Annotated in this window: 14 protein-coding genes; 5 read left to right on the plus strand and 9 right to left on the minus strand. The window is 48.1% G+C overall.

Going from position 1 to position 19,531, the window contains the following annotated elements:
- The first annotated feature begins 227 nt into the window (after positions 1-227).
- Positions 228-1,874 (plus strand): DUF6377 domain-containing protein, encoded by a 1,647-nt coding sequence (locus tag KUA48_RS04435; RefSeq protein ID WP_218433477.1) that lies wholly within the window; start codon positions 228-230, stop codon positions 1,872-1,874.
- An 84-nt stretch (positions 1,875-1,958) separates the two neighbouring features.
- On the opposite strand, the gene KUA48_RS04440 is transcribed toward KUA48_RS04435, so the two are convergent.
- Positions 1,959-2,714, minus strand: a complete 756-nt coding sequence (locus KUA48_RS04440; protein WP_153087088.1) for an SDR family oxidoreductase — start codon at positions 2,712-2,714, stop codon at positions 1,959-1,961.
- Positions 2,715-2,801: 87 nt separating this feature from the next.
- Entirely contained in the window at positions 2,802-3,308 is a 507-nt protein-coding gene (locus KUA48_RS04445; protein ID WP_118064606.1) for a histidine phosphatase family protein, read from the minus strand.
- A 282-nt stretch (positions 3,309-3,590) separates the two neighbouring features.
- Here KUA48_RS04445 and KUA48_RS04450 point away from each other — a divergent pair, with 282 nt between their 5' ends.
- The 3 genes from KUA48_RS04450 to KUA48_RS04460 all read left to right on the plus strand — a co-directional run bounded on the left by KUA48_RS04450 (position 3,591) and on the right by KUA48_RS04460 (position 8,709).
- Positions 3,591-4,241, plus strand: coding sequence for a DUF308 domain-containing protein (locus KUA48_RS04450; RefSeq protein WP_118201250.1), 651 nt, complete (start codon positions 3,591-3,593; stop codon positions 4,239-4,241).
- Positions 4,242-4,315: 74 nt separating this feature from the next.
- On the plus strand, positions 4,316-6,865 hold the full coding sequence (locus KUA48_RS04455; protein ID WP_218433476.1) for a transglycosylase domain-containing protein: 2,550 nt from the start codon (positions 4,316-4,318) through the stop codon (positions 6,863-6,865).
- Between the two features lie 107 nt (positions 6,866-6,972).
- Positions 6,973-8,709 carry an AAA family ATPase gene (locus KUA48_RS04460; protein ID WP_153138597.1) on the plus strand — a complete coding sequence of 579 codons (1,737 nt, stop codon included), beginning with the start codon at positions 6,973-6,975 and terminating at the stop codon, positions 8,707-8,709.
- 112 nt (positions 8,710-8,821) lie between these two features.
- On the opposite strand, the gene KUA48_RS04465 is transcribed toward KUA48_RS04460, so the two are convergent.
- The 4 genes from KUA48_RS04465 to KUA48_RS04480 form a co-directional block, all read right to left on the minus strand.
- Positions 8,822-11,683 carry a putative LPS assembly protein LptD gene (locus tag KUA48_RS04465; protein ID WP_218433475.1) on the minus strand — a complete coding sequence of 954 codons (2,862 nt, stop codon included), beginning with the start codon at positions 11,681-11,683 and terminating at the stop codon, positions 8,822-8,824.
- A 16-nt stretch (positions 11,684-11,699) separates the two neighbouring features.
- Entirely contained in the window at positions 11,700-12,236 is a 537-nt protein-coding gene (locus KUA48_RS04470) for an HDIG domain-containing metalloprotein (protein ID WP_006847274.1), read from the minus strand.
- Between the two features lie 11 nt (positions 12,237-12,247).
- Positions 12,248-14,023: a biotin/lipoyl-binding protein gene (locus tag KUA48_RS04475; RefSeq protein WP_118153152.1), complete on the minus strand. Its 1,776-nt coding sequence runs from the start codon at positions 14,021-14,023 to the stop codon at positions 12,248-12,250.
- Between the two features lie 116 nt (positions 14,024-14,139).
- Positions 14,140-14,988 (minus strand): hypothetical protein, encoded by an 849-nt coding sequence (locus tag KUA48_RS04480; protein WP_215652339.1) that lies wholly within the window; start codon positions 14,986-14,988, stop codon positions 14,140-14,142.
- A gap of 224 nt (positions 14,989-15,212) precedes the next feature.
- On the opposite strand from KUA48_RS04480, the gene KUA48_RS04485 reads away from it, so the two are divergent.
- On the plus strand, positions 15,213-16,487 hold the full coding sequence (locus tag KUA48_RS04485) for a hypothetical protein (RefSeq protein ID WP_118253976.1): 1,275 nt from the start codon (positions 15,213-15,215) through the stop codon (positions 16,485-16,487).
- Between the two features lie 567 nt (positions 16,488-17,054).
- On the opposite strand, the gene udk is transcribed toward KUA48_RS04485, so the two are convergent.
- From udk to KUA48_RS04500, 3 genes are read right to left on the minus strand one after another with little or no spacing between them, the layout of a single operon-like run.
- Positions 17,055-17,678 carry a uridine kinase gene (udk, locus tag KUA48_RS04490; protein WP_118253974.1) on the minus strand — a complete coding sequence of 208 codons (624 nt, stop codon included), beginning with the start codon at positions 17,676-17,678 and terminating at the stop codon, positions 17,055-17,057.
- A gap of 7 nt (positions 17,679-17,685) precedes the next feature.
- The gene (locus KUA48_RS04495; RefSeq protein WP_119229566.1) at positions 17,686-18,255 is read right to left on the minus strand and encodes a uracil-DNA glycosylase family protein; all 570 of its coding nucleotides are present in this window, start codon (positions 18,253-18,255) and stop codon (positions 17,686-17,688) included.
- 3 nt (positions 18,256-18,258) lie between these two features.
- Complete coding sequence (locus tag KUA48_RS04500; RefSeq protein WP_153073989.1) at positions 18,259-19,329, minus strand: endonuclease/exonuclease/phosphatase family protein; 1,071 nt, start codon at positions 19,327-19,329, stop codon at positions 18,259-18,261.
- Positions 19,330-19,531 lie beyond the last annotated feature (202 nt).

Consider the following 19,531-nt stretch of genomic DNA (forward strand, 5'->3'; position numbering starts at 1 on the left):
ATTTTTTTCAAAGTTGTATACCTAAGTAGTATTTGGGTAAAAAAATAGCCTACTAAAGAAATAGATAACTCCCTAAAAATCAGAGATTTCAACATATTAACTATTTTTATCTAAAGTAAATGGTATTATATGAAAGGAAATTTGTATCTTTGCACCACAAAACGGACAAAAGGACGAAAATAACATTTAAAAGACGATTTTGTTATAATTATAAAGAAGCATTAAAGATGAAACTACTTATATATTTACTTCTTTTGCTTACTATGCCATTGGCTGCTCAAGGCAAAACGGACGAGAAGACTTTATTGGATTGTATTGACAAGATGATTGAAAACGACCAATATTATCAGGGAATCAAGGAAAAGGAATTGAAACATCTGAAGCGGCAAGCTTATGAAGCTGAAGACGACCAAACCCGACTACTGTTTCTTGACAGCATATATCATGCCTATAGTACTTACCGCTACGACTCAGCATACGCATATATGAAACAGGGGCTTGAATTGGCAGAAAAATGTCATAACACCTATTATATATTACGTAACCAGATAAACCGGGCGTCCATACTCTCGGTGAGGGGATTTTATGGCAAAGCAGAAAGCTTACTCCAATCGCTCAATCCTGATGAGATGCCATACCAGCTGAAGCAATACTATTACTTCACATACGCCTGGCTCTACAACTATTGGGAATCATACGCCAAGAACTCAGATTATGCCGAAGAATTCCGTGCCCAGAAGAAACATTATATGACCCTTCTGATACAGAGTTTCAATGAAAACAATAAGCATAACGTCTTCTATCAGTATCTCATGGGCGAATACGCCTATCTCCACAACCCTACCAGCAAGGAATCGCTCAACTATTATCTGAAGGCACTGAAGATGTCGCCAGCCAAATCCCGCATACATGCCATGTCGGCTTATGGTATAGCCAGATATTACAAACATATAGGCAAATTCGACCATTACGAGAAATATCTTGTAGAGGCATCCGTGAGCGATGGATTGTGCCAGCTCAAAGAAACGATTGCGCTTCAAAAGCTAGCCTACTACATCTTTAAAAAGGATGCGAGTAACAGTAAGAGAGCTGCCAAATATATCCAGCACACGATGGAAGATGCACAGTTCTTCAACAACCAACTGCGCATGATGGAGATTTCCAACATCCTTCCAGTCATCGCTTCAGCCAACCAGCAGGCTGCCGAGCGCTCTCGTACCCGCTTTCTTTGGGGGTTCATTGGTGTAAGCATGGCGCTGGTCATCATTCTCATCCTCTCATTCGTCAATAACCGACAGAAGAACAGACTGAAGAAAAACAAGGCTGAGATTGAAGAACAGAAAGAGAAGCAGAAAGAAATGAATGCACAGCTCACCGAACTGAACCAGCAGCTGATAGAGACCAATATCAAGCGAGAGACCTACATGCGCCTCTTTATGGACATCAGTGCGGCTTATATCAGCAAGTTATCAGATTACCGCAAACTGGTAAGCCGTAAGATCAAGGCAAACCAGACCGCCGATTTGCTGAAGAATCTCCACACCCATAAATTGGAAGAAGAGGAATCACAGATGTTCTACAACCGGTTCGATAAGGCATTCATGGAGTTGTATCCGGGTTTCGTTACAGAATTGAACAAGCTTCTGCTGCCAGAATGTCAACTGGAAGTTCCTACTACGCACGACCTGACCACTGAGATTCGCATCTTTGCCCTGATGCGACTGGGTGTAACCGACAGCCAGGAGATTGCCACCCTGCTGCATTACTCCACCCAGACCATCTACAACTACAAGTCAGGAATGCGAGCAAAGGCGATTAATCGAGATACATTCGAATCAGATATCAATCAGCTTTGCCACATCATTAATAGTTAATAATTAATAGTTTATAGCATAAACCGCTTTGACAATCTTACTCAACGGCGCAGCCTCTATAAACTATTAACTGTAAACTATTAACTAGCTTCTGTGTATCACGGTTCCGTTAGCCTGATGCGTAGCAAGAACCTGCACCTCAGCTATTTGCACGTGTTCTGGAGCACTTGCAGCATAGAAGACAACATCTGCCACGTCATCCCCGTTCAGAGGCTCTATGCCGCGGTAAACGTTGTCTGCGCGGTTCTGGTCACCATGGAAACGGATGTTAGAGAAGTTTGTTTCAACCAAACCCGGTTTCACATTAGTAACACGCACTTTCGTATGTGCCACATCAATACGCAAGCCGTCTGTAATAGCCTTTACAGCCGCTTTGGTAGCACAATATACATTACCTCCCGCATAAGCAGCATCACCCGCCACACTACCTATATTGATTACATGACCATGATTACGCTCCACCATACCAGGTACTATCAGGCGAGTCATGGTTAAGAGACCCTTGATATTGGTATCAATCATCTGGTCCCAATCTTCAAAATCGCCCTCATATTCAGGTTCCAGTCCACGTGCGAGTCCTGCATTATTGATAAGCACATCCACATTGCGCCACTCCTCAGGGATGTAATCCACCGCTTTCTTGGCAGCTTCACGGTTACGCACATCGAAAGCCAAGGCAAGCACCTCAACGCCCTCAGCCTCGAGTTCTTTCTTCAGGATTTCCAACTTTCCCGTGTTTCTACCTGTAAGAATCAGGTTATAGCCGCCACGGGCAAAACGACGTGCACAACCTTCGCCAATACCGCTTGTTGCGCCTGTAATAAGAGCAATTTTATTCATATTCTTTGATACTTTGAATTATACTTAGAACTTTTGATACTTTGAACTTTTATGATTAGCGAAGCAATTGAATTCTTCACTCTTCACTTAAAGAATAAGGACTCTGACCTCAGCATTCGCCATTTTCTCTATCTGGTTCATCGGACGTTTATAATAAACACTCTGGATAGCCTTGTTGATGATGCCATGCCCCACAGCAAGAACGGTCTGATCAGGATAAGTAACCTTGAGCCAGGTAAGGAAATTCTGGGCTCTTGATTTCATCTTTTCCAGCGTCTCTATGTTGTCCGGCCAATCCTTTGGGTCCTTCGGCAGGTCAGGGATGAATTTACCCGTAAAATCGCCCCAATCGCGCTCTCTGAGCAAGGGAGTGGTGACAACGGGATGCGAGCCGGCAATAATTTCACAGGTCTGTATACTGCGATAGAGATCGCTTGATACGAAAACATCGATAGGTGTACCGGCCATTTTCCTGGCCACTTCCTCAGCTTGCTCAATACCTTTCATATTGAGTTTTCCCGGTGTTTGTCCCTGCATAATTTGCGCCTTGTTATCCACCGTTTCACCATGGCGCACCAAATATAATTTTGTCATTGTCTTTACTTTTTCCGTCTATATCAAAAATGAGTTTTTACTTTTCCTAAGTCTATACTCCAGACATAGTTTTTACTTTCACTAAGTCTCTTTCCAAGACATCATGATTCTGATTTTGCTTACAAAATTACGGCTTTCTATCGAGACCAACAAATAATTTGCGTTAAATATAGCAATAATTAGCGTTAAATATAGCAATAATTTAAGTTTATATAAAAAACTTCTTGCTAGTTTCGGATTTCTTTCGTAACTTTGCCCCGAAATAACAAAATCAGTTTTAGTATGAAGGTAATACACAGTTCAATATTCCGCGCAGTATGCGCCATCATCGTAGGAGTCCTGCTCATCCAATATCGTGAGCAGACCGTCACCTGGATAACCATCGCCATCGGTGTTTTGTTTTTCCTTTCAGGTGTCATCTCCCTTGCCAGTTATTGGGCAGCCAAGCGCAATGCAGAGAAGATGCAGGGCCAGATTCTGTCTGATTCCAATGGTAAGCCTATCATGGGCATGATACCTAAATTCCCGCTTGTGAGTGTAGGCAGTCTTATCCTGGGATTGCTGCTTGCCCTGATGCCTCAGGTGTTTATCGCCTGGCTGATGTTCATCCTGGCATTCATCCTGATTCTGGGTGCTCTGACCCAGTTTGCCAACCTGGCTTCAGCAGCTAAGATGGGACGCGTAGGCATTCTCTTCTGGCTCTTCCCTTCAGCCCTTCTTCTGCTGGGTCTGCTCGCCATCATTAAGCCTTCAGCCATCGCCTCTGCTCCTCTTTTCATCATCGGTTGGGGTATGCTCATCTATGGAGTAGTAGAGCTTCTCAACGCCTTTAAAGTCTCCAACAACAAGAGAATCTGGCTGAAGAACCAGCAGCAGAAACAGAATTCAAAGGAGATTTATGTGGATGTAGAGGAAGTGAAGAACGAAGAGTAAAGCACGAAGAAGTCTACAGTATTTACTATCGAAGAAGTTCTGAGTAAAACAACGAAATCATTATATCATCATATATGAATAAAATTAAGTCTCTCTTTGCCTGGTCATGGCAAAAGTTTCGCGCATTCTGTACCTGGTACAAAGGATTGTATCAGGGCAGAGCGTGGTATACCAAGACCCTCGTTGCCTTGGCAAGTTGTATAGTCGCCTTCATCTTGTATCTGGGCGCAGTAGATATCAACTTCTTATGGCTCTTCGGCAAGTCACCTGGCTATTTCTCAGGCATCCTGGACCCACAGACCTCAGAGGCCTCTGAAATCTATTCGGCTGATGGAAAGCTCATCGGCAAGTATTTCAACGAAAATCGTACTCCGGTAGAATATGATGAGGTAACACCTGATTTCTTCAAGGCACTGGTAGATACCGAGGATGAACGATTCTACAAGCACATCGGTATCGATCCTATCGGTGTGTTTGCTGCTGCCAAGGATGCACTCCTCCATCATAACGGGCGCGGTGCTTCTACCATCACACAGCAGCTGGCGAAGAACATGTTCCGTGTACGTTCGCAATATTCTACCGGTTTGCTGGGCAAGATTCCTGTACTCCGCCTGCTCATCATCAAGAGCAAGGAGTGGATCATCGCGGTTAAACTCGAAACGGTGTTCAGCAAGAAGGAAATCATCACCATGTATGCCAATACAGTAGATTTCGGTAGCAATTCCTATGGTATCAAAACCGCTGCGAAGACCTACTTCAACACCACCCCTAAGGAGTTGACCACCGGTCAGGCTGCCGTGCTCGTGGGCATGCTCAAAGCTACCACCTACTACAACCCACGCACCAACCCGGAGAACAGTCTTGCACGCCGCAACACCGTATTATATAATATGGTGACACATGGCGATCTCTCAAAAGACAGATACAATGAACTGAAAGATGAGCCTATCAAGCTCGATTTCAAGGTAGAAGAAAACTACGACGGACAGGCTAAATACTTCCGTGAGGCAGTAGCCAACTACCTGAAAGACTGGTGTAAAGACGAAGGTTACGACCTCTATACCAGCGGTTTGAAGATTTATACCACCATCGATACCCGCATGCAGAAGTATGCAGAAGATGCAGCTCGCAAGCAGATGAAACAGGTACAGCAGAACTTCAACAACCACTGGAGCATCCGCCGTACCCAGGCAGGCAAAGGCAACTGGATGGGTCAGGATCCTTGGCAGGATGAGAACCACAACGTGATACCAAACTTCATCCAGGGCATTGCCGAGCGCCAGCCATTCTACAAGGCATTGATAGCCCGCTTCCCTAACAATCCCGACTCAGTAAACTATTACTATAAGGAGTGGGTTCACCCGGTTAAGGTATTCGATTATGACAAGGGCAGCATCACGATGAATATGACATCAGAAGACTCCATCAAGTATATGACCACCTTCATGCACTGCGCCTTTGTAGCCATGGAGCCACAGACCGGAGCAGTAAAGGCATGGGTGGGCGATATCGACTTCGACCACTGGAAGTATGACAAGGTAACAGCCGAGCGCCAGCCTGGTTCTACCTTCAAGCTCTTTGTTTATACCGAGGCGATGAATCAGGGTTTAACCCCTTGTGACAAGCGTCGCGACGAATATATCTCTATGGAGGTATACGATAAGAAGAAGCACGAGATGACCACCTGGCGCCCATCCAATGCCAATGGTTCGTTCTCGGGCGACAGTATCCCATTGAAGAGTGCCTTTGCCAAGAGTATCAACTCTGTGGCTGTAAGATTAGGACAGGAGATGGGCATCAAGCGCATCATCGAGACAGCCAAGAAGATGGGTATCAACAGTCCGCTGGATGACACCCCTTCTCTCGCCCTCGGTTCCAGCGATGTCAACCTCCTGGAGATGACATGCGCCTACAGCACCATTGCCAACAATGGCAAGCACCACGACCCGGTATTGGTTACCAAGATTGTAGACCACGATGGTAAGGTGGTTTACAAGGGCCCTACCGATTCCGAGCAGGTGATACCTTACAAGAGTGCCTTCCTCATGCAGCAGCTCTTACAGGGCGGTATGAAGGAGCCGGGAGGTACATCCCAGAGTCTCTGGGGCTATGTAGGCAACTACCGTGATACAGAGTTCGGTGGCAAGACAGGTACCACCAATAACCACTCCGATGCTTGGTTCATGTGTGTGAGCCCTAAGCTCGTAGTTGGTGCCTGGGTAGGAGGCGAATACCGCTGTCTCCACTTCCGCACCGGAGCCTTGGGTCAGGGATCCAGAACCGCTCTTCCTGTGTGCGGTTACTTCCTTCAGAGTGTCTTTGGCGACCCAGCCTTCCAGCAGTATCACGGCAAGTTTGACAAGCCACATGACAACGATATCACCCGCGATATGTACATCTGTGCAAGTTATGCACCAAAGCCAAAGGTAGATACCACCAAGGTAGACAGTACCGTCTTCCAGGAAGAGATCGTTCTCGATGACGAAGGCAACCCTATCATCCGCGAGGTTCCTGCCAAGAAGGCGGAAGACGAATCTGCCACCGGTACTGCCACTACAGAAGAAAAGAAAGAGAAGAAGAAGGCTAAGCCAACCGAGCAGCCTATCAACTTCGATGATCTTTAAATTTAGTTTATAGTTTATAGTTTATAGCGGCTACGCCGTTTAGCAAGAAGGCGATTTAATGTGGCTTATGCTATAAACTATAAATTATAAACTATAAATTAAATACAATGATTGATCTCGACAACCCAGAGTTGCAGAATGCACTCCAAATCATACAGTTTACCCGTCGTTCGCTTTTCCTTACCGGAAAGGCGGGGACGGGTAAATCTACTTTTTTACGTTATATAGCCGCCAATACCAAGAAGAAACATATCATTCTTGCCCCAACAGGCATTGCGGCCATCAACGCCGGAGGAAGCACGCTCCACAGCTTTTTCAAGCTTCCTTTCCACCCGCTGCTGCCCAACGACAGCATGTATTCCGTCCGCAACATCCGCAACACCCTGAAGTATAATTCAGAGAAGATAAAGATTATCCGCGAGGTAGAGCTCATCATCATCGATGAGATCAGTATGGTTCGTGCCGATATCATCGATTTCCTGGACAAGATATTGCGGGTATATTGCCGCAACATGCGAGAGCCTTTCGGGGGCAAGCAGCTGCTTCTGGTGGGCGATATCTTCCAGCTGGAGCCTGTGGTAAGAGAGGACGACCGCCGTCTGCTCAGTCCCTTCTACCGCAGCAGTTTCTTCTTCGATGCCAAGGTGTTCGAATACTTCAAGCTCGTGAGCATCGAACTCAAGAAGGTATACCGCCAGAGCGATCCTGTTTTCATCAGCATCCTCGACCATATCCGCACGTCTCAGGTACCTATGCAGGATCTCCAGCGCCTCAACCAGCGCGTGGGAGCCCAGCTCGATGAGAGCGATTCCAAACTTGCCATCACCCTCTCTACACGCCGCGATACGGTAGATTACATCAACGACAGCCAACTCCAGCGTCTTCCGGGAGAGCCTTGCCTCTTCCGTGGCCACATACAGGGCGAGTTTCCGGAGAGCAGTCTCCCTACCCCTATCGAGCTTTACCTCAAGACGGGGGCTCAGGTTATCTTCATCAAGAATGATATCGAGCATCAGTGGGTGAATGGCACGCTGGGCACCATCATCGGTTTTGATGAGGATGAGGATGCCAAGATTTATGTGCGCACCGAGGAAGGCAAGGATGTGATGGTGGAGCCTGCGGCATGGAGCAACATGAGATACCATTTCAATGAGGTTGAGAAAAAGATTGAGGAGGAAGAGATTGGCAGATACGAGCAGTACCCCATCCGTCTGGCTTGGGCGATAACGGTTCATAAGAGCCAGGGCCTCACCTTCAACCAGGTGAAGATTGATTTCACGGGTGGTGTCTTTGCGGGCGGACAGACGTATGTTGCCTTGTCCCGCTGCACCAGTCTCGAGGGCATCAGTCTTCAGGAGCCGTTGCGTCAGAGTGATGTTTTCGTGCGCAATGATGTCAAGCAGTTTGCCCGTCATTATAACGACCAGAGCACCATCAACACAGCGCTTACCCAGAGTAAGGCCGACAAGCAGTATCATGATGCCGTCAAGGCCTTTGACAGGGGCGATATGCAGTCGGCTCTCGACAACTTCTTCCTTGCCATCCACAGCCGTTATGATATCGAGCAGCCGCTTGCCAAGCGTTTCATCCGCAGAAAGCTGAACAGGGTGAACGAGCTTCAGGCAGAGAACGAGCGGTTGCGCGAAGAAATAAGAAAGAAGGATGAAGAGAAGGAGAAGCAGCAGAAGTTCCTCAAGCGCCTTGCCACGGAGTATGTGATTATGGGGAAGGAGTGCGAAAAAGAGGGAATGAAAGAGGCTGCCATCATGAATTACCGCAAGGCCCTTACCCTTTATCCTGAGCACCCGGAGGCGAAAAAAAGGCTTTTAAAAGTAAAAAGGTAAAAAGCAATATAGATAAAACAAAAAAACAGGCAAAATCACTTGCCTGTTTTTTTGTTTTATCTATAAGCTGAAAAGCTTTATCAACTGGAAACTTTCAACTATAAGCTATCATCTAGTACCATTGTACAGCGTTCGAATAACCGCTGCGCTTGTCGTATTTCAGCGCATCTGTCAGGGTGGCTGCGTTACAACGGAAGGTGAAGTTGTAGCTCGTATATGGAGCGAGAACCACAGAACAGCTCATGTTAAAACAGTGAAGATCACGAGTCAGACTGGCGGTGGTCATACTGATCTTGTGGTTGTCAAAATCATAACCGGATGAGAAACTGATGTTCCAGCCATCACTGATTCTTACGTTACCACTCATGTTTAGAGTCTGGGTAAACTTATATGCATAGCGCATCGTCTTCTCATTGAACTTTTCTCTTCGCGTATCCTCGCTCATTGTTACACCATAACCGAAGGTCAGCGACCATGGCATCTTAAACGCCATATAACCATCTGAATCCGTTTCAGCCTTGCCGCCCTTCTTGGCTGCCGTCTTACCCTTCTCCATGCTGTCGTCTACGTTGCTCTCGATGTCGGTATCCAGACCTTCATCGTCATCATCATTGCGCTGGCTGTCCTTCTTGTCGTCCTCATCATCGCCCCCGCCAAAGAGTTTCTTCAGCTTCTCCGGGTTCAATGTGAACGAGAAGTTTTGCGACATACCCTGGAATCGTCCGAACCTGCCCTTGCCCCACTCCGTATGGGTACCCACATAAACATTGTTCTGGTCGTCCAGCTCGTAGGCATAGGTGGCAAACACAGCGTTCATGTTGAAGGTATAGTTCTTCCACCACTTCAGTCTGAGGTTGATATTCATATCGCTCCAAGGGCGAACCTTGGCTGCGGTATTGTAACCCATGTTGATGTCGAACGCATCGATGATACTGAGTTTCTTGTATCCGGTAGAGTCCTTATCGCTCTTCACCTTCATCTCGATGTTGTTGCCCAGGGTAAACGAGATATTACCACTCTTACCCTTGTCCGGCGCACCGTAAAGGGCATTGGCATACTTCGAGTAGCTCACCAGTGATACGTTTCCGTCGGCATCGGTCTTCTGGTAGGTGTCCCAGTAGCCGTAGCGTGAAGCTCCGAAGTCTGGGGCATAACTGAAGCTCACCGTAGGCGTAAACACGTGGCGCACAGCCTGTATTTTATCTCCGAAGAGCTTGCGGCTTGGTATGTAGAAACCATAGAGTTTGGTAGAGAGACCTACGCTCATGTTCCAGTTATATACGTTGTTGAAACCGTAGATGGTATCACATTTCTCCGTTTGGCTGGCTTCATCCCATGATCTCTCCACCTTGTTGGTATACATACGGTCAGTGAATTTGAACGATGGGTTCACATTGAGATATTTGAAGAGCGTGAATGTAGCGCTCACCGGTATCTGATGCTGCCATCCGTTGCGCCAGTCCTTGATGAGTGAACTGTGCATCAGCTTATCCTCTTTGGTATTGATGCTGTTAGAGATGTGTCCCGTATAGCTCATGGCTATCTTCTCGTACCATTTCTCGTCGCCCACCATCTTCTTTCTTCTGAACGGATAGAAGCGGGAGATGCTGATGTTGAGGTCGGGCAGCGTCATGGCGATGGATGAATCGCGCATGTTCTGCGAGAGGTTGGCGGTGGAACTGAGCGTCATACCGATGCTTGAGAACGAGGTGCTCCAGTTAACAGATGAGGTTCGCGTACTCTGCGTCATCGTCTGCGGATTGTAGAGCGAATTGAGGTTGTTGCGTTCGTAGCTCGATGTGGCGAAGTTCACACTTGCCGAAAGCGAACTGTATGGGTTTGCCTTGCTGTCCTGGCGGTGGCTCCATTGCAGTTTGAAGCTCTCCTGCTCGGTAAAGTCTGGCATTCCCTTGTCGCCGTTCTTCGTATCCTGGTAACTGAAGAAGAAGGAACCCGAGTATTTGTATCTCTTTCGGTAGTTGCTGGCTGCCGAGAGTCCCCACGATCCCTTGGTATAAATCTCGCCCAGCAGCTTTAGGTCCCATTTATCGTTCATGGCGAAATAATATCCGCCATCTCTGAGATAGAATCCTCGTGCCGTTTCATCGCCGTAGGTTGGCATGATGAAACCGCTGCTGTAGCTCTTGGTGAACGGGAAGAAGCCGTAAGGGATGGCAAGCGGCATAGGCACATCGCACACCACGAGATAGGCTGGTCCGAATACCACATCCTTGCCCGGCCTTACCTTGGCTCGGGAGAGCGAGATGTAGAAGTCGGGATGCGGATCATCGCAGGTGGTATACCTTCCGTGCTGCAGATAGATGACTCCCGATGAGTCGCGTTTCGACTTCATACCGGTCAGGAATCCGTCTTGCTGTTCTGTATATACATTATTAATAAGGGCCTTCTTGCTCTTGAAGTTGAATTTGATGGTGTCGGTATCATAGGTGTCGCTACCCATCTTGAAGACAGGTTTGCCCTTGATGCCTCCCTCCACCGTACTGTCGGGTGTACCCATCGCCTTCACGTTGCTCTTGTCCATATCCATGGAGATGCGGTCGGAACTGAGGTCCATGTTGGTATACTTCACGTTGGAGTTTCCGTAGAGATATGCCACCTTGTTCTTGGCATCATATACGAGAGAGTCGTCCGCCTGATAGTTAACCGGTGCGTCTACTCCACCCTGTTTCTTTCTGGCGATACTGTCAAGGCGAATACTGTCATCCACCACTTTATTATGTTTCCATATAGCTTTCTGCAGCGAGTCCATCTGCGTGGTGTCGTCAGCCTGTTTCAGCTTGGGCTTTATTTCGTTACCCAGCGAGTCTACGAACACACTGTCCCCCACGCTGTCCACGGTTTCCGTCTTCTCCTTCTTCTTTTTCTTTTTCGAATCGGGCGTACCTGGGTTAGCCACCATCATACACGAGATGGCAGCGAGCAGCAGCATAGCTATCGTCGATTGTTTTCTCATTCAATAAATTAGAATTCTATTCAAACATGCGTTCCCATTGCTGGAAGCGTTTTACTCCTTCCTCTCCGAACTTCATGAGACTTTTTTCTGCTTTCTCAATTGTTTTTTCCCGGTCGAGGTGAGTTTTGCTGAAGAATTTATCAGCGTAGCAAATCACCTTCTCCTCCATGGTTTCCGGCAGGAAATCCTGATGTGGCAGGGGGAGGTTCTGTGCTATGATCTGTGCCTCTGTGATGCCTGCACCGGTATGGCGCTCACATACGCGGGCATGTCGCTCATATCCTTCCTTGCGCAGGATTTCTGCTCCCAGTCGTCCATGGCAGATGTAGGGCTGCGAGCCGAAACACTGTATGCCTGGGGCATCGGTCATGAAGATGCCGAGGTCGTGGAGCATAGCTGCTTCTTCGATAAACTGGGCATCGAGTTGCAATTCGGGATGATACGAAACAATCTGTAGCGCTTTTCGCGCTACAGATTGGCTATGTGTAATGAGGATATGCCGAAGCTCATTATCCTCAGGATAATACTTATCAATAATAGCTTGATAATTCATTTCTATTATATTTACTCAGCATCGCGCTCGATGTAAGCGATAACATCGCCCTTGCGCACCTTGCTGCCCTGCTTGGCATTGATTTCTACGAGCTTGCCGCCCAATGCAGCTGGGATGGTTTCAAACTCGCCCCAAGGAGCCTGGATATAGCAGAAGGCATCACCTTCTTTATATTCCTTGCCGATGTATGGCTCTACAGCTGGTTGGCACTCGCCCTCGCCCTGGAATTCCCAGAAGAGCTGGCCGGCTACTGGTGCCACGATGGCATCTGCCTTGGCGTGCTTGAACTCTGCAAGCTGTGCAGGAGTAAGGGTTGTACCGAGCTTAGCATCCTTTGCCTTCTGAAGGTCGGCCAGGAAGTTCTTCTTTGCCTGTCCGCTCTTGTAGTTGCGATACTGCTCTGGGTGCATAGCGAGCTCGAAGAGTTCCTCGTCGTCCTGACCGTAATCCCAACCGTTCTCGTCCATCTCCTTCTTGAAGTCGTCGAGGGCGTTGGTGAGCAATGTGTGTGCATCAACATCTGTAAACTCGCGGCCCTGCTTCTTGGCGAGCTCTACGAGTTCTGGGTCGATAGTTCCAGGAATCTTACCGCTCTTACCGAGAATCATACCCCACATAGAGTCGTCCATCATTACGAAGCGACCCTTGCCCTGCTCCATGGTGAGGAGATTCATCAGTGAGATGTTCTTTACATACTGGCTGAATGGGGTTACCAATGGAGGATAACCTACGCGTGGCCATACATACTCTACCTCGTCGAAGAGCTTGATGAGCAAGTCGTCCATAGACAACTCTTCCTCACCCTTCTTCTTGCGGATGTTGTTGATGGTCTGACGCATACCGCCGAGGTCTGCCATCATAGAACCCATCATACCGCCAGGGAGACCGCAACCGAGCAACAATGAAGACATGATCTTGTTACCTGGGTTGATGAAGTAGCCGAGCCACTCGTCGATGAACTCCTGAGTCATAGCACGAGCCTTCATATAAGCGCTCATGTTGATTTCAGGCACCTCGAAGCCCTCGTTCTTCAGCATGCTGATAACTGAGATTACGTCTGGGTGAACCTTACCCCATGACAATGGCTCGATGGCTGTATCGATGATGTCGGCACCATTGTTGCAGACCTCGAGGATAGAAGCCATAGAGAGACCAGGACCTGAGTGGCCGTGATACTGGATGATGATCTCAGGATACTTGTCCTTAATCATCTTGGTGAGTTTGCCGAGGAATGCTGGCTGGCCGATACCTGCCATATCCTTCAAACAGATTTCCTCTGCACCGGCAGCGATGAGCTGGTCGGCGATGTTCATGTAATATTCCAGGGTATGAACAGGAGAGTTGGTGATACAGAGTGCACACTGTGGAGTCATGCCACCCTCCTTAGCCCACTTGATAGAAGGAATGATGTTGCGCACATCGTTCAGTCCGTCGAAGATACGTGTGATGTTGGTACCCTGCTTAGCCTTTACCTTATACATAAGGGCGCGCACGTCGTCAGGCACAGGATACATACGAAGAGCGTTCAATCCGCGGTCGAGCATGTGAGTCTTGATACCCACCTCGTTGAAAGGTTTGCAGAATGCGCGTACGGCATCGTTAGGGTTTTCACCTGCCAGGAGGTTAACCTGTTCAAAGGCACCGCCGTTAGTCTCTACACGGCTAAAGCATCCCATTTCGATGATAACTGGGGCAATTTTAGCCAACTGATCCTTGCGTGGCTGGAACTTACCAGAGCTCTGCCACATGTCTCGATAAACGAGACTGAACTGAATTTTCTTCTTCATTATTATTGTTCTTTTTCTTTATATTCGATGTATGAATTTAATTCCAAGGTGCAAAATTAGACAAAAAAATCGAGAAATCGTCCTATTCGCCTCTTTTTTTATATTTATTATGTTATTTACTTCAATATTTCCTTCTTCATCTTGCTGTTCAGCTTCTCGGCTGCAGCATGGGCCTTGGCGTTGGCCTTCATCGCATTGAGCGAGCGGTGGAACCCCTGGATGCAGCCCTCACGATCAGAGAGAGCCAGACTGTCGCCCTTCATATATACAAAGGTGAAGGTATCGCGCTTCGTCTTCTCATTGAGCACCACGCCATCCAGCTCGCGGTGGCCCTGCACCAGAATCAGTTTGCCGTTATAGGCATGCCATTCCGTATACTGAGGCACATCAGGATATTCTACCGGACTGTCGTCATCCACATCTTTGTTTATCATCACCCTGCCCACGGCCATCGCCTCGCTCATGCGCTTCAGGGTGAAGCCATACTGGCGCGGCACCATATAGGTTTCTACGATGCTGTCAGGCATGTTGGCAAGGATTCTCGCCTGCTGGCGCTTGCTCAGATGCGATACATCGCGCAGCTTCGGCATCACCGGATAGGTCCAGGTGGCCTTCAGCTGGTCCAGGTCTATCACCATGTCGGCACGGTTCTTCTCATCCTTCTCCTCGCATGGCATCACGCAAACCCAGTCGCCCACCTCTATATCTCCAAACACCTGATGGTTGCGAGTGGCATCCAGAATGTTGTATCTCACGGGGTCACCGCCTCCGTTGGGCAGCAGCACCAGCGCGGTATCCGAGCAGCCCAGGCAGGCAAGTCCGTAGATAGCCCTGTCGCCCTTAGCCGGTTTCGAGAGGCTGATGGCGAGTTTCGAATTGTCCATACGTGGTGGTTTCTTTCCCCTGTGACATGCTGCGAGGGTTGTGGCGGCTAGCGCCAGTGTGAGTATTGTCTTGACTTTCATCTTTCTATTCATTATTTCAGATGCAAAACTACAACTATTTTTTGGAAGCACCAAATATTGAATCGTAAAATAATTAAAAAAATAGGTGATATATTTTGTAGTGTCTCGATTTTGCATTACCTTTGCAACCGTTTTTTGGGATCAACATCCCCCTCGTCCTGCCACACACGCCGGATGATGAAAAGAAATAGGACCAACTCAAGAATTATATGCAACAAGAGAATATGACAGACAAGACAAATACACACGCTCTCCCGGCATGGACCGAGGTAGAGTATACCGCATTATGCAAAAACCCGTACCTGTTAACCCCATTCTTCATCCCTAAGGAGGCGAAGTGCTTCACGTGCCGCGAAGATGGCACGAGGGAAGAAGAAAGAATGGTTTTCCTCGTTTTCAAATCTACTGCAGCCCCTGCTGATGCCGAATGGGAAGATGATCCTGTTCCGGGCGAGATGTGGGTGCGAGCGCTGGGCGATGACGATGAGGAGATTGAGCCTGCCAAGGTGATTTACCTGGGTCAGGACATCGAGGATTTCATCCGTGTAGCCGCTGAGGACGACCAGACCATCACCTTCGATTTCTGGTGGCGCCACGGCGAGGTGAAGGTGGAGAAGGCTGAGAAGACGGATGACGGATTCGTATGCCGCAAGGATGATTTCGGCGATGACGGACTGGCTGTTACCCTGATTCCTGAGGACGGCGGCAATCCGGTTGTCCTCCGTCTTCAGATTCCTTACATCGGTTTCTCGCTCTACGATGCCGAGGGCAACAAGGTGCATGGCGAGCTGAGCATTCCGCAGGATAAGGTGGATGACTACACCTACGAATTTGTGGGCGATGACAACAACGACCGTTTCACCCTTCAGCTCGACAGCAACAGGCTGGTTTACATGTGTGTATTGCGCCATGAGGACCATCAGCTGGTGGTTCGCAACCAGCGCGACCGTCTTTCGGTAGTAGATCAGATTCCTACCGAGGGCAAGCTTTCTGAGTTGCTCATGAACACGAATTCTGCGCTCATCAAGAATAGGAATCACCGTTGGCGCATTCAGATTGAGGGCACCACGCTGTCTCACGAGGTTGAGTTGAATGTAGATGCGGCATCTCTGGTAGCATTTGCTGAGGAGCAGATGCAGAAGGGCATGGAGATTGACGAGCTGGGGCAGCATCTGATGGCATTGGAACAGAAGTATCATTTCCAGTGGTTCTGGCTGAGTGAGGACGACTGGAGTCATGACAATCCAGTGTTCGACATGTTCATGAAGCAACTTTGTGCCTTTTCGTATGTCAGTCAGAATCCTGTTCAGGCAGATGCGTTGATGGCAAGGAACTACAAGCGTAAGATTCGCCGTTACAGCAGTATGCTGAAGGCTCACAAGCGTGGTGAGTTGAATCTTTTTGAGGAGAGTGATGAGGTGCGAGCCGAGTATCTCCGCATCTTCCAGGGTTTCCATCAGCCTTTCGTAGAGGCTTTTGAGAAGGAGGAAGAGGAATAATCTTTTAAGTTTTATCCCTCACATCCCTCATTTTTTCTCTTTTCAAAATATTAATCACCTGATAATAAGAGAATTATCTATTTAGGAAAGCGTGATGGATGGACAAAATGTTTACAATATCCATCACGCTATCCATCACTAATAGCCTTCATCTATCACGTTTTTCAGCTTATCTTCTTGCAAAAAGCAAGAAGATCTTTGCAGAATATGGTTATGGGACCTGGCGAAAACGGACCACACGTTGTGCTGCGCTGGCTCACGGATATTACTGCGTCGGGATACAGATATTACTGCGTCGGGGTACAGATATTACTGCGTCGGGGCACAGATATTACTGCGTCGGGGTACGGATATTACTGCGTCGGCTAGCCCAGACGTATCCGTAGGCTTATTGAGACGGCTGAATTCGCTGACAGAACTACTTGAATTAGCTAACTGAACTACTTGAATAGCCAGACTGGGATAAAAACAAAGCGGGCGGACCTCTTTTCACGAAGAAGGCCGCCCTGTTTCCTAATTAAACTTTGTTTTGCATTAAAGAAATGCAATGCTTGAGCAAAAATATTTTTATTTCTCTATCAGTCCCTCTACATACTTGCAGAGGATACCGATGCCCTTGAGGTTTTCGCCACCCTGAGGAATGATGATGTCAGCATAGCGCTTGGTCGGTTCGATAAACTGCTCGTGCATCGGCTTCAGGACCTTGAGGTATCGGTCTACCACCATCGATACGGTGCGACCCCTGTCGATGGTATCACGCTGAATGTTGCGTATCAGGCGCTCATCAGCATCGGTATCCACGAACACCTTCAGGTCCATCAGGTCTCTCAACTTCTTGTCCACCAGCGTCATGATGCCTTCGATAATCACAACCGGCTTGGGGTCAACGTGAATCGTTTCCGGTTCACGGTTGCATTTGATATAACTATAGGTGGGTTGCTCTATCGCCTTGCCAGCACGCAGATCAGCGAGCTGCTGGTGCAAAAGCTTCCAATCGAATGCCGACGGGTGGTCGAAGTTGATCCGATGACGTTCTTCCTCGGTCATCTGCGAGGTATCGTTATAATATGAATCGAGGGGCACCACAGCCACATAATGAGGCGGCAGCACTTCTACGAGTTTCTTCACCACAGTAGTCTTGCCGGAGCCTGTGCCTCCCGCAATGCCAATAACGGTCACTTTATCTTTCATATTCTTTCTATAAGATTTCATCAAACATCTTGCGGTAGAATTCAGCCTTCTTCTCCACTGCCATAGGATAGGCACGGGAACTGGATGGCATGCGGTACAGACGGAGTCTGCGGCCCTCGAACTGGAATTCTGCATAGCCTCCCATCTCAGGCTTTTCCTTGATGCCGAAGTGTTCTGAAAATACCTTCGTGGCAAGCTGGCCGGCTGTGAGCACCGCCCTGCAATGGGGCAGCTGGCGGAGCATGCCGTCGAGATCGGCGGGTTGCACGATCTGCAGATCCTTATCGGATGCCGTATTCTTGGTGCGTATCACCTGCTGTGCAGTATCATAGATGGCAACGCCCTTCTCCCTGAGAAACTCTTTGATAGCATCGAGGCGGTAGGTCTTCTTCTCTACATCCACGAAATGGAACTTATCCTGGAAGTAGATAATCCCGAATATCCTCCACATATCATTCTGGAAGTTGGGATAATACCAGGGCATGCACCACCGCTTCTCTGCAGGCGGAAACGTGCCGAGCATTAGCAGCCGCGCATTATCGGGCAGCCACGGCTCAAAAGGATGATTCTCAACCATTTTCTACTTCTTTTCCTTCACAAGGTACATCACTACCGGCAAGTGATCGCTGTAGCCGTTAAGCCATCTGCCGCCAGCCTTGGTACGCAAAGGAGCACCCTTGTACTGACCTTCCTGCTGGATGAGGTAATCGCGGCGGAAGATGTGGTTCTTCCAGAACTTCAGAGAGCTGTAGTCCTTGTGCTTACTATCCTTGTTCAGGAGATTAGGCGTGATGACAATCTGGTCGAAGAGATTCCATGAACCGCTGTAGAACAGGGTTCCCTTGCCCTCCTTAGCCAGAATGTTGTACCATGGATTGTACATATCATCGGCACCCACCTCGCTGATTTCAGCCTTCGCCTTCAGCACCTTGTGCATGCTGGCGTCGGTAGGATCATCGTTCATATCACCCATCACAAACACCTTCATAGCCGGGTTCAGACGGAGCAGACTGTCTTTCACAACCTTAGTCTGGCGCGCTCCGCTCTCGCGATAGAACGAACCGGAGAAACGGCTTGGCCAGTGACATACGATAACCGCCACATCCTCGCCCGCCAGCTCACCACGTACGGTGAAGAAACCACGGGTCTTGTAGGCAGAATCCTTGGCGAGTTCCTGTACGTAAGGCACCAATCGGGTGTTCTTCACCGTGAAGAGTGCCGGATTATAGAGCAGCGCACAATCGATGCCTCGCTTATCGGGACCCTCGATATGGCAGAACTGCATGTTTCTTGCCTTGAGAGGCGGCTGTGCGGTGAGATCTTTCAGCACGTTGGCATTCTCAACCTCAGACAGACCGATGAAGGCACAGCCCACGTTAGGCAGCACATCGGTACCCATGTCGGCAAGTGCACGCGACATATTCTTGAGTTTATTGGTATATTTCATACCATTCCATCCCTTAGCAGGGAGATACTCATAATCATTCTTACCGGCATCATGGCAGGTATCGAAGAGATTCTCCTGGTTATAGAAACCCACAGCATACACCTGATACTGCTTGTTACCGGAAGTCTGCGACTTCTTTTTCTGTGCCGTAGCGCCCAACCCAATCATGAGGAGGGCAGCCAGCAAGAGCAAATGTTTTCTCATACTAATATTAAATATTAATGTATACCTAATTATATATGTTCACCTTAACGCGGTGAGGTAACAGGCAGCAAAGATACCTAAAAAACCGGAAATATCTCCATAAAAACGAATATTTTTTCAGTTTTCATACATTTTTAACATAAATAAATTCATTTTTCAAAAAATTTTTTGTTACTTTGCAGCATTAAACACATTGAATCGG

Source organism: Segatella copri, assembly GCF_019249795.2.
Lineage (GTDB): Bacteria > Bacteroidota > Bacteroidia > Bacteroidales > Bacteroidaceae > Prevotella > Prevotella copri_B.

Bases quoted from the DNA above. Each gene is read 5' to 3' on its own strand.
- KUA48_RS04500 (WP_153073989.1), bottom strand. From the start codon at position 19,329: ATGAGAAAACATTTGCTCTTGCTGGCTGCCCTCCTCATGATTGGGTTG.
- udk (WP_118253974.1), bottom strand. From the start codon at position 17,678: ATGAAAGATAAAGTGACCGTTATTGGCATTGCGGGAGGCACAGGCTCC.
- KUA48_RS04480 (WP_215652339.1), bottom strand. From the start codon at position 14,988: ATGAAAGTCAAGACAATACTCACACTGGCGCTAGCCGCCACAACCCTC.
- KUA48_RS04440 (WP_153087088.1), bottom strand. From the start codon at position 2,714: ATGAATAAAATTGCTCTTATTACAGGCGCAACAAGCGGTATTGGCGAA.
- KUA48_RS04475 (WP_118153152.1), bottom strand. From the start codon at position 14,023: ATGAAGAAGAAAATTCAGTTCAGTCTCGTTTATCGAGACATGTGGCAG.
- KUA48_RS04460 (WP_153138597.1), top strand. From the start codon at position 6,973: ATGATTGATCTCGACAACCCAGAGTTGCAGAATGCACTCCAAATCATA.
- KUA48_RS04485 (WP_118253976.1), top strand. From the start codon at position 15,213: ATGACAGACAAGACAAATACACACGCTCTCCCGGCATGGACCGAGGTA.
- KUA48_RS04455 (WP_218433476.1), top strand. From the start codon at position 4,316: ATGAATAAAATTAAGTCTCTCTTTGCCTGGTCATGGCAAAAGTTTCGC.
- KUA48_RS04450 (WP_118201250.1), top strand. From the start codon at position 3,591: ATGAAGGTAATACACAGTTCAATATTCCGCGCAGTATGCGCCATCATC.
- KUA48_RS04435 (WP_218433477.1), top strand. From the start codon at position 228: ATGAAACTACTTATATATTTACTTCTTTTGCTTACTATGCCATTGGCT.
- KUA48_RS04470 (WP_006847274.1), bottom strand. From the start codon at position 12,236: ATGAATTATCAAGCTATTATTGATAAGTATTATCCTGAGGATAATGAG.
- KUA48_RS04495 (WP_119229566.1), bottom strand. From the start codon at position 18,255: ATGGTTGAGAATCATCCTTTTGAGCCGTGGCTGCCCGATAATGCGCGG.
- KUA48_RS04445 (WP_118064606.1), bottom strand. From the start codon at position 3,308: ATGACAAAATTATATTTGGTGCGCCATGGTGAAACGGTGGATAACAAG.
- KUA48_RS04465 (WP_218433475.1), bottom strand. From the start codon at position 11,683: ATGAGAAAACAATCGACGATAGCTATGCTGCTGCTCGCTGCCATCTCG.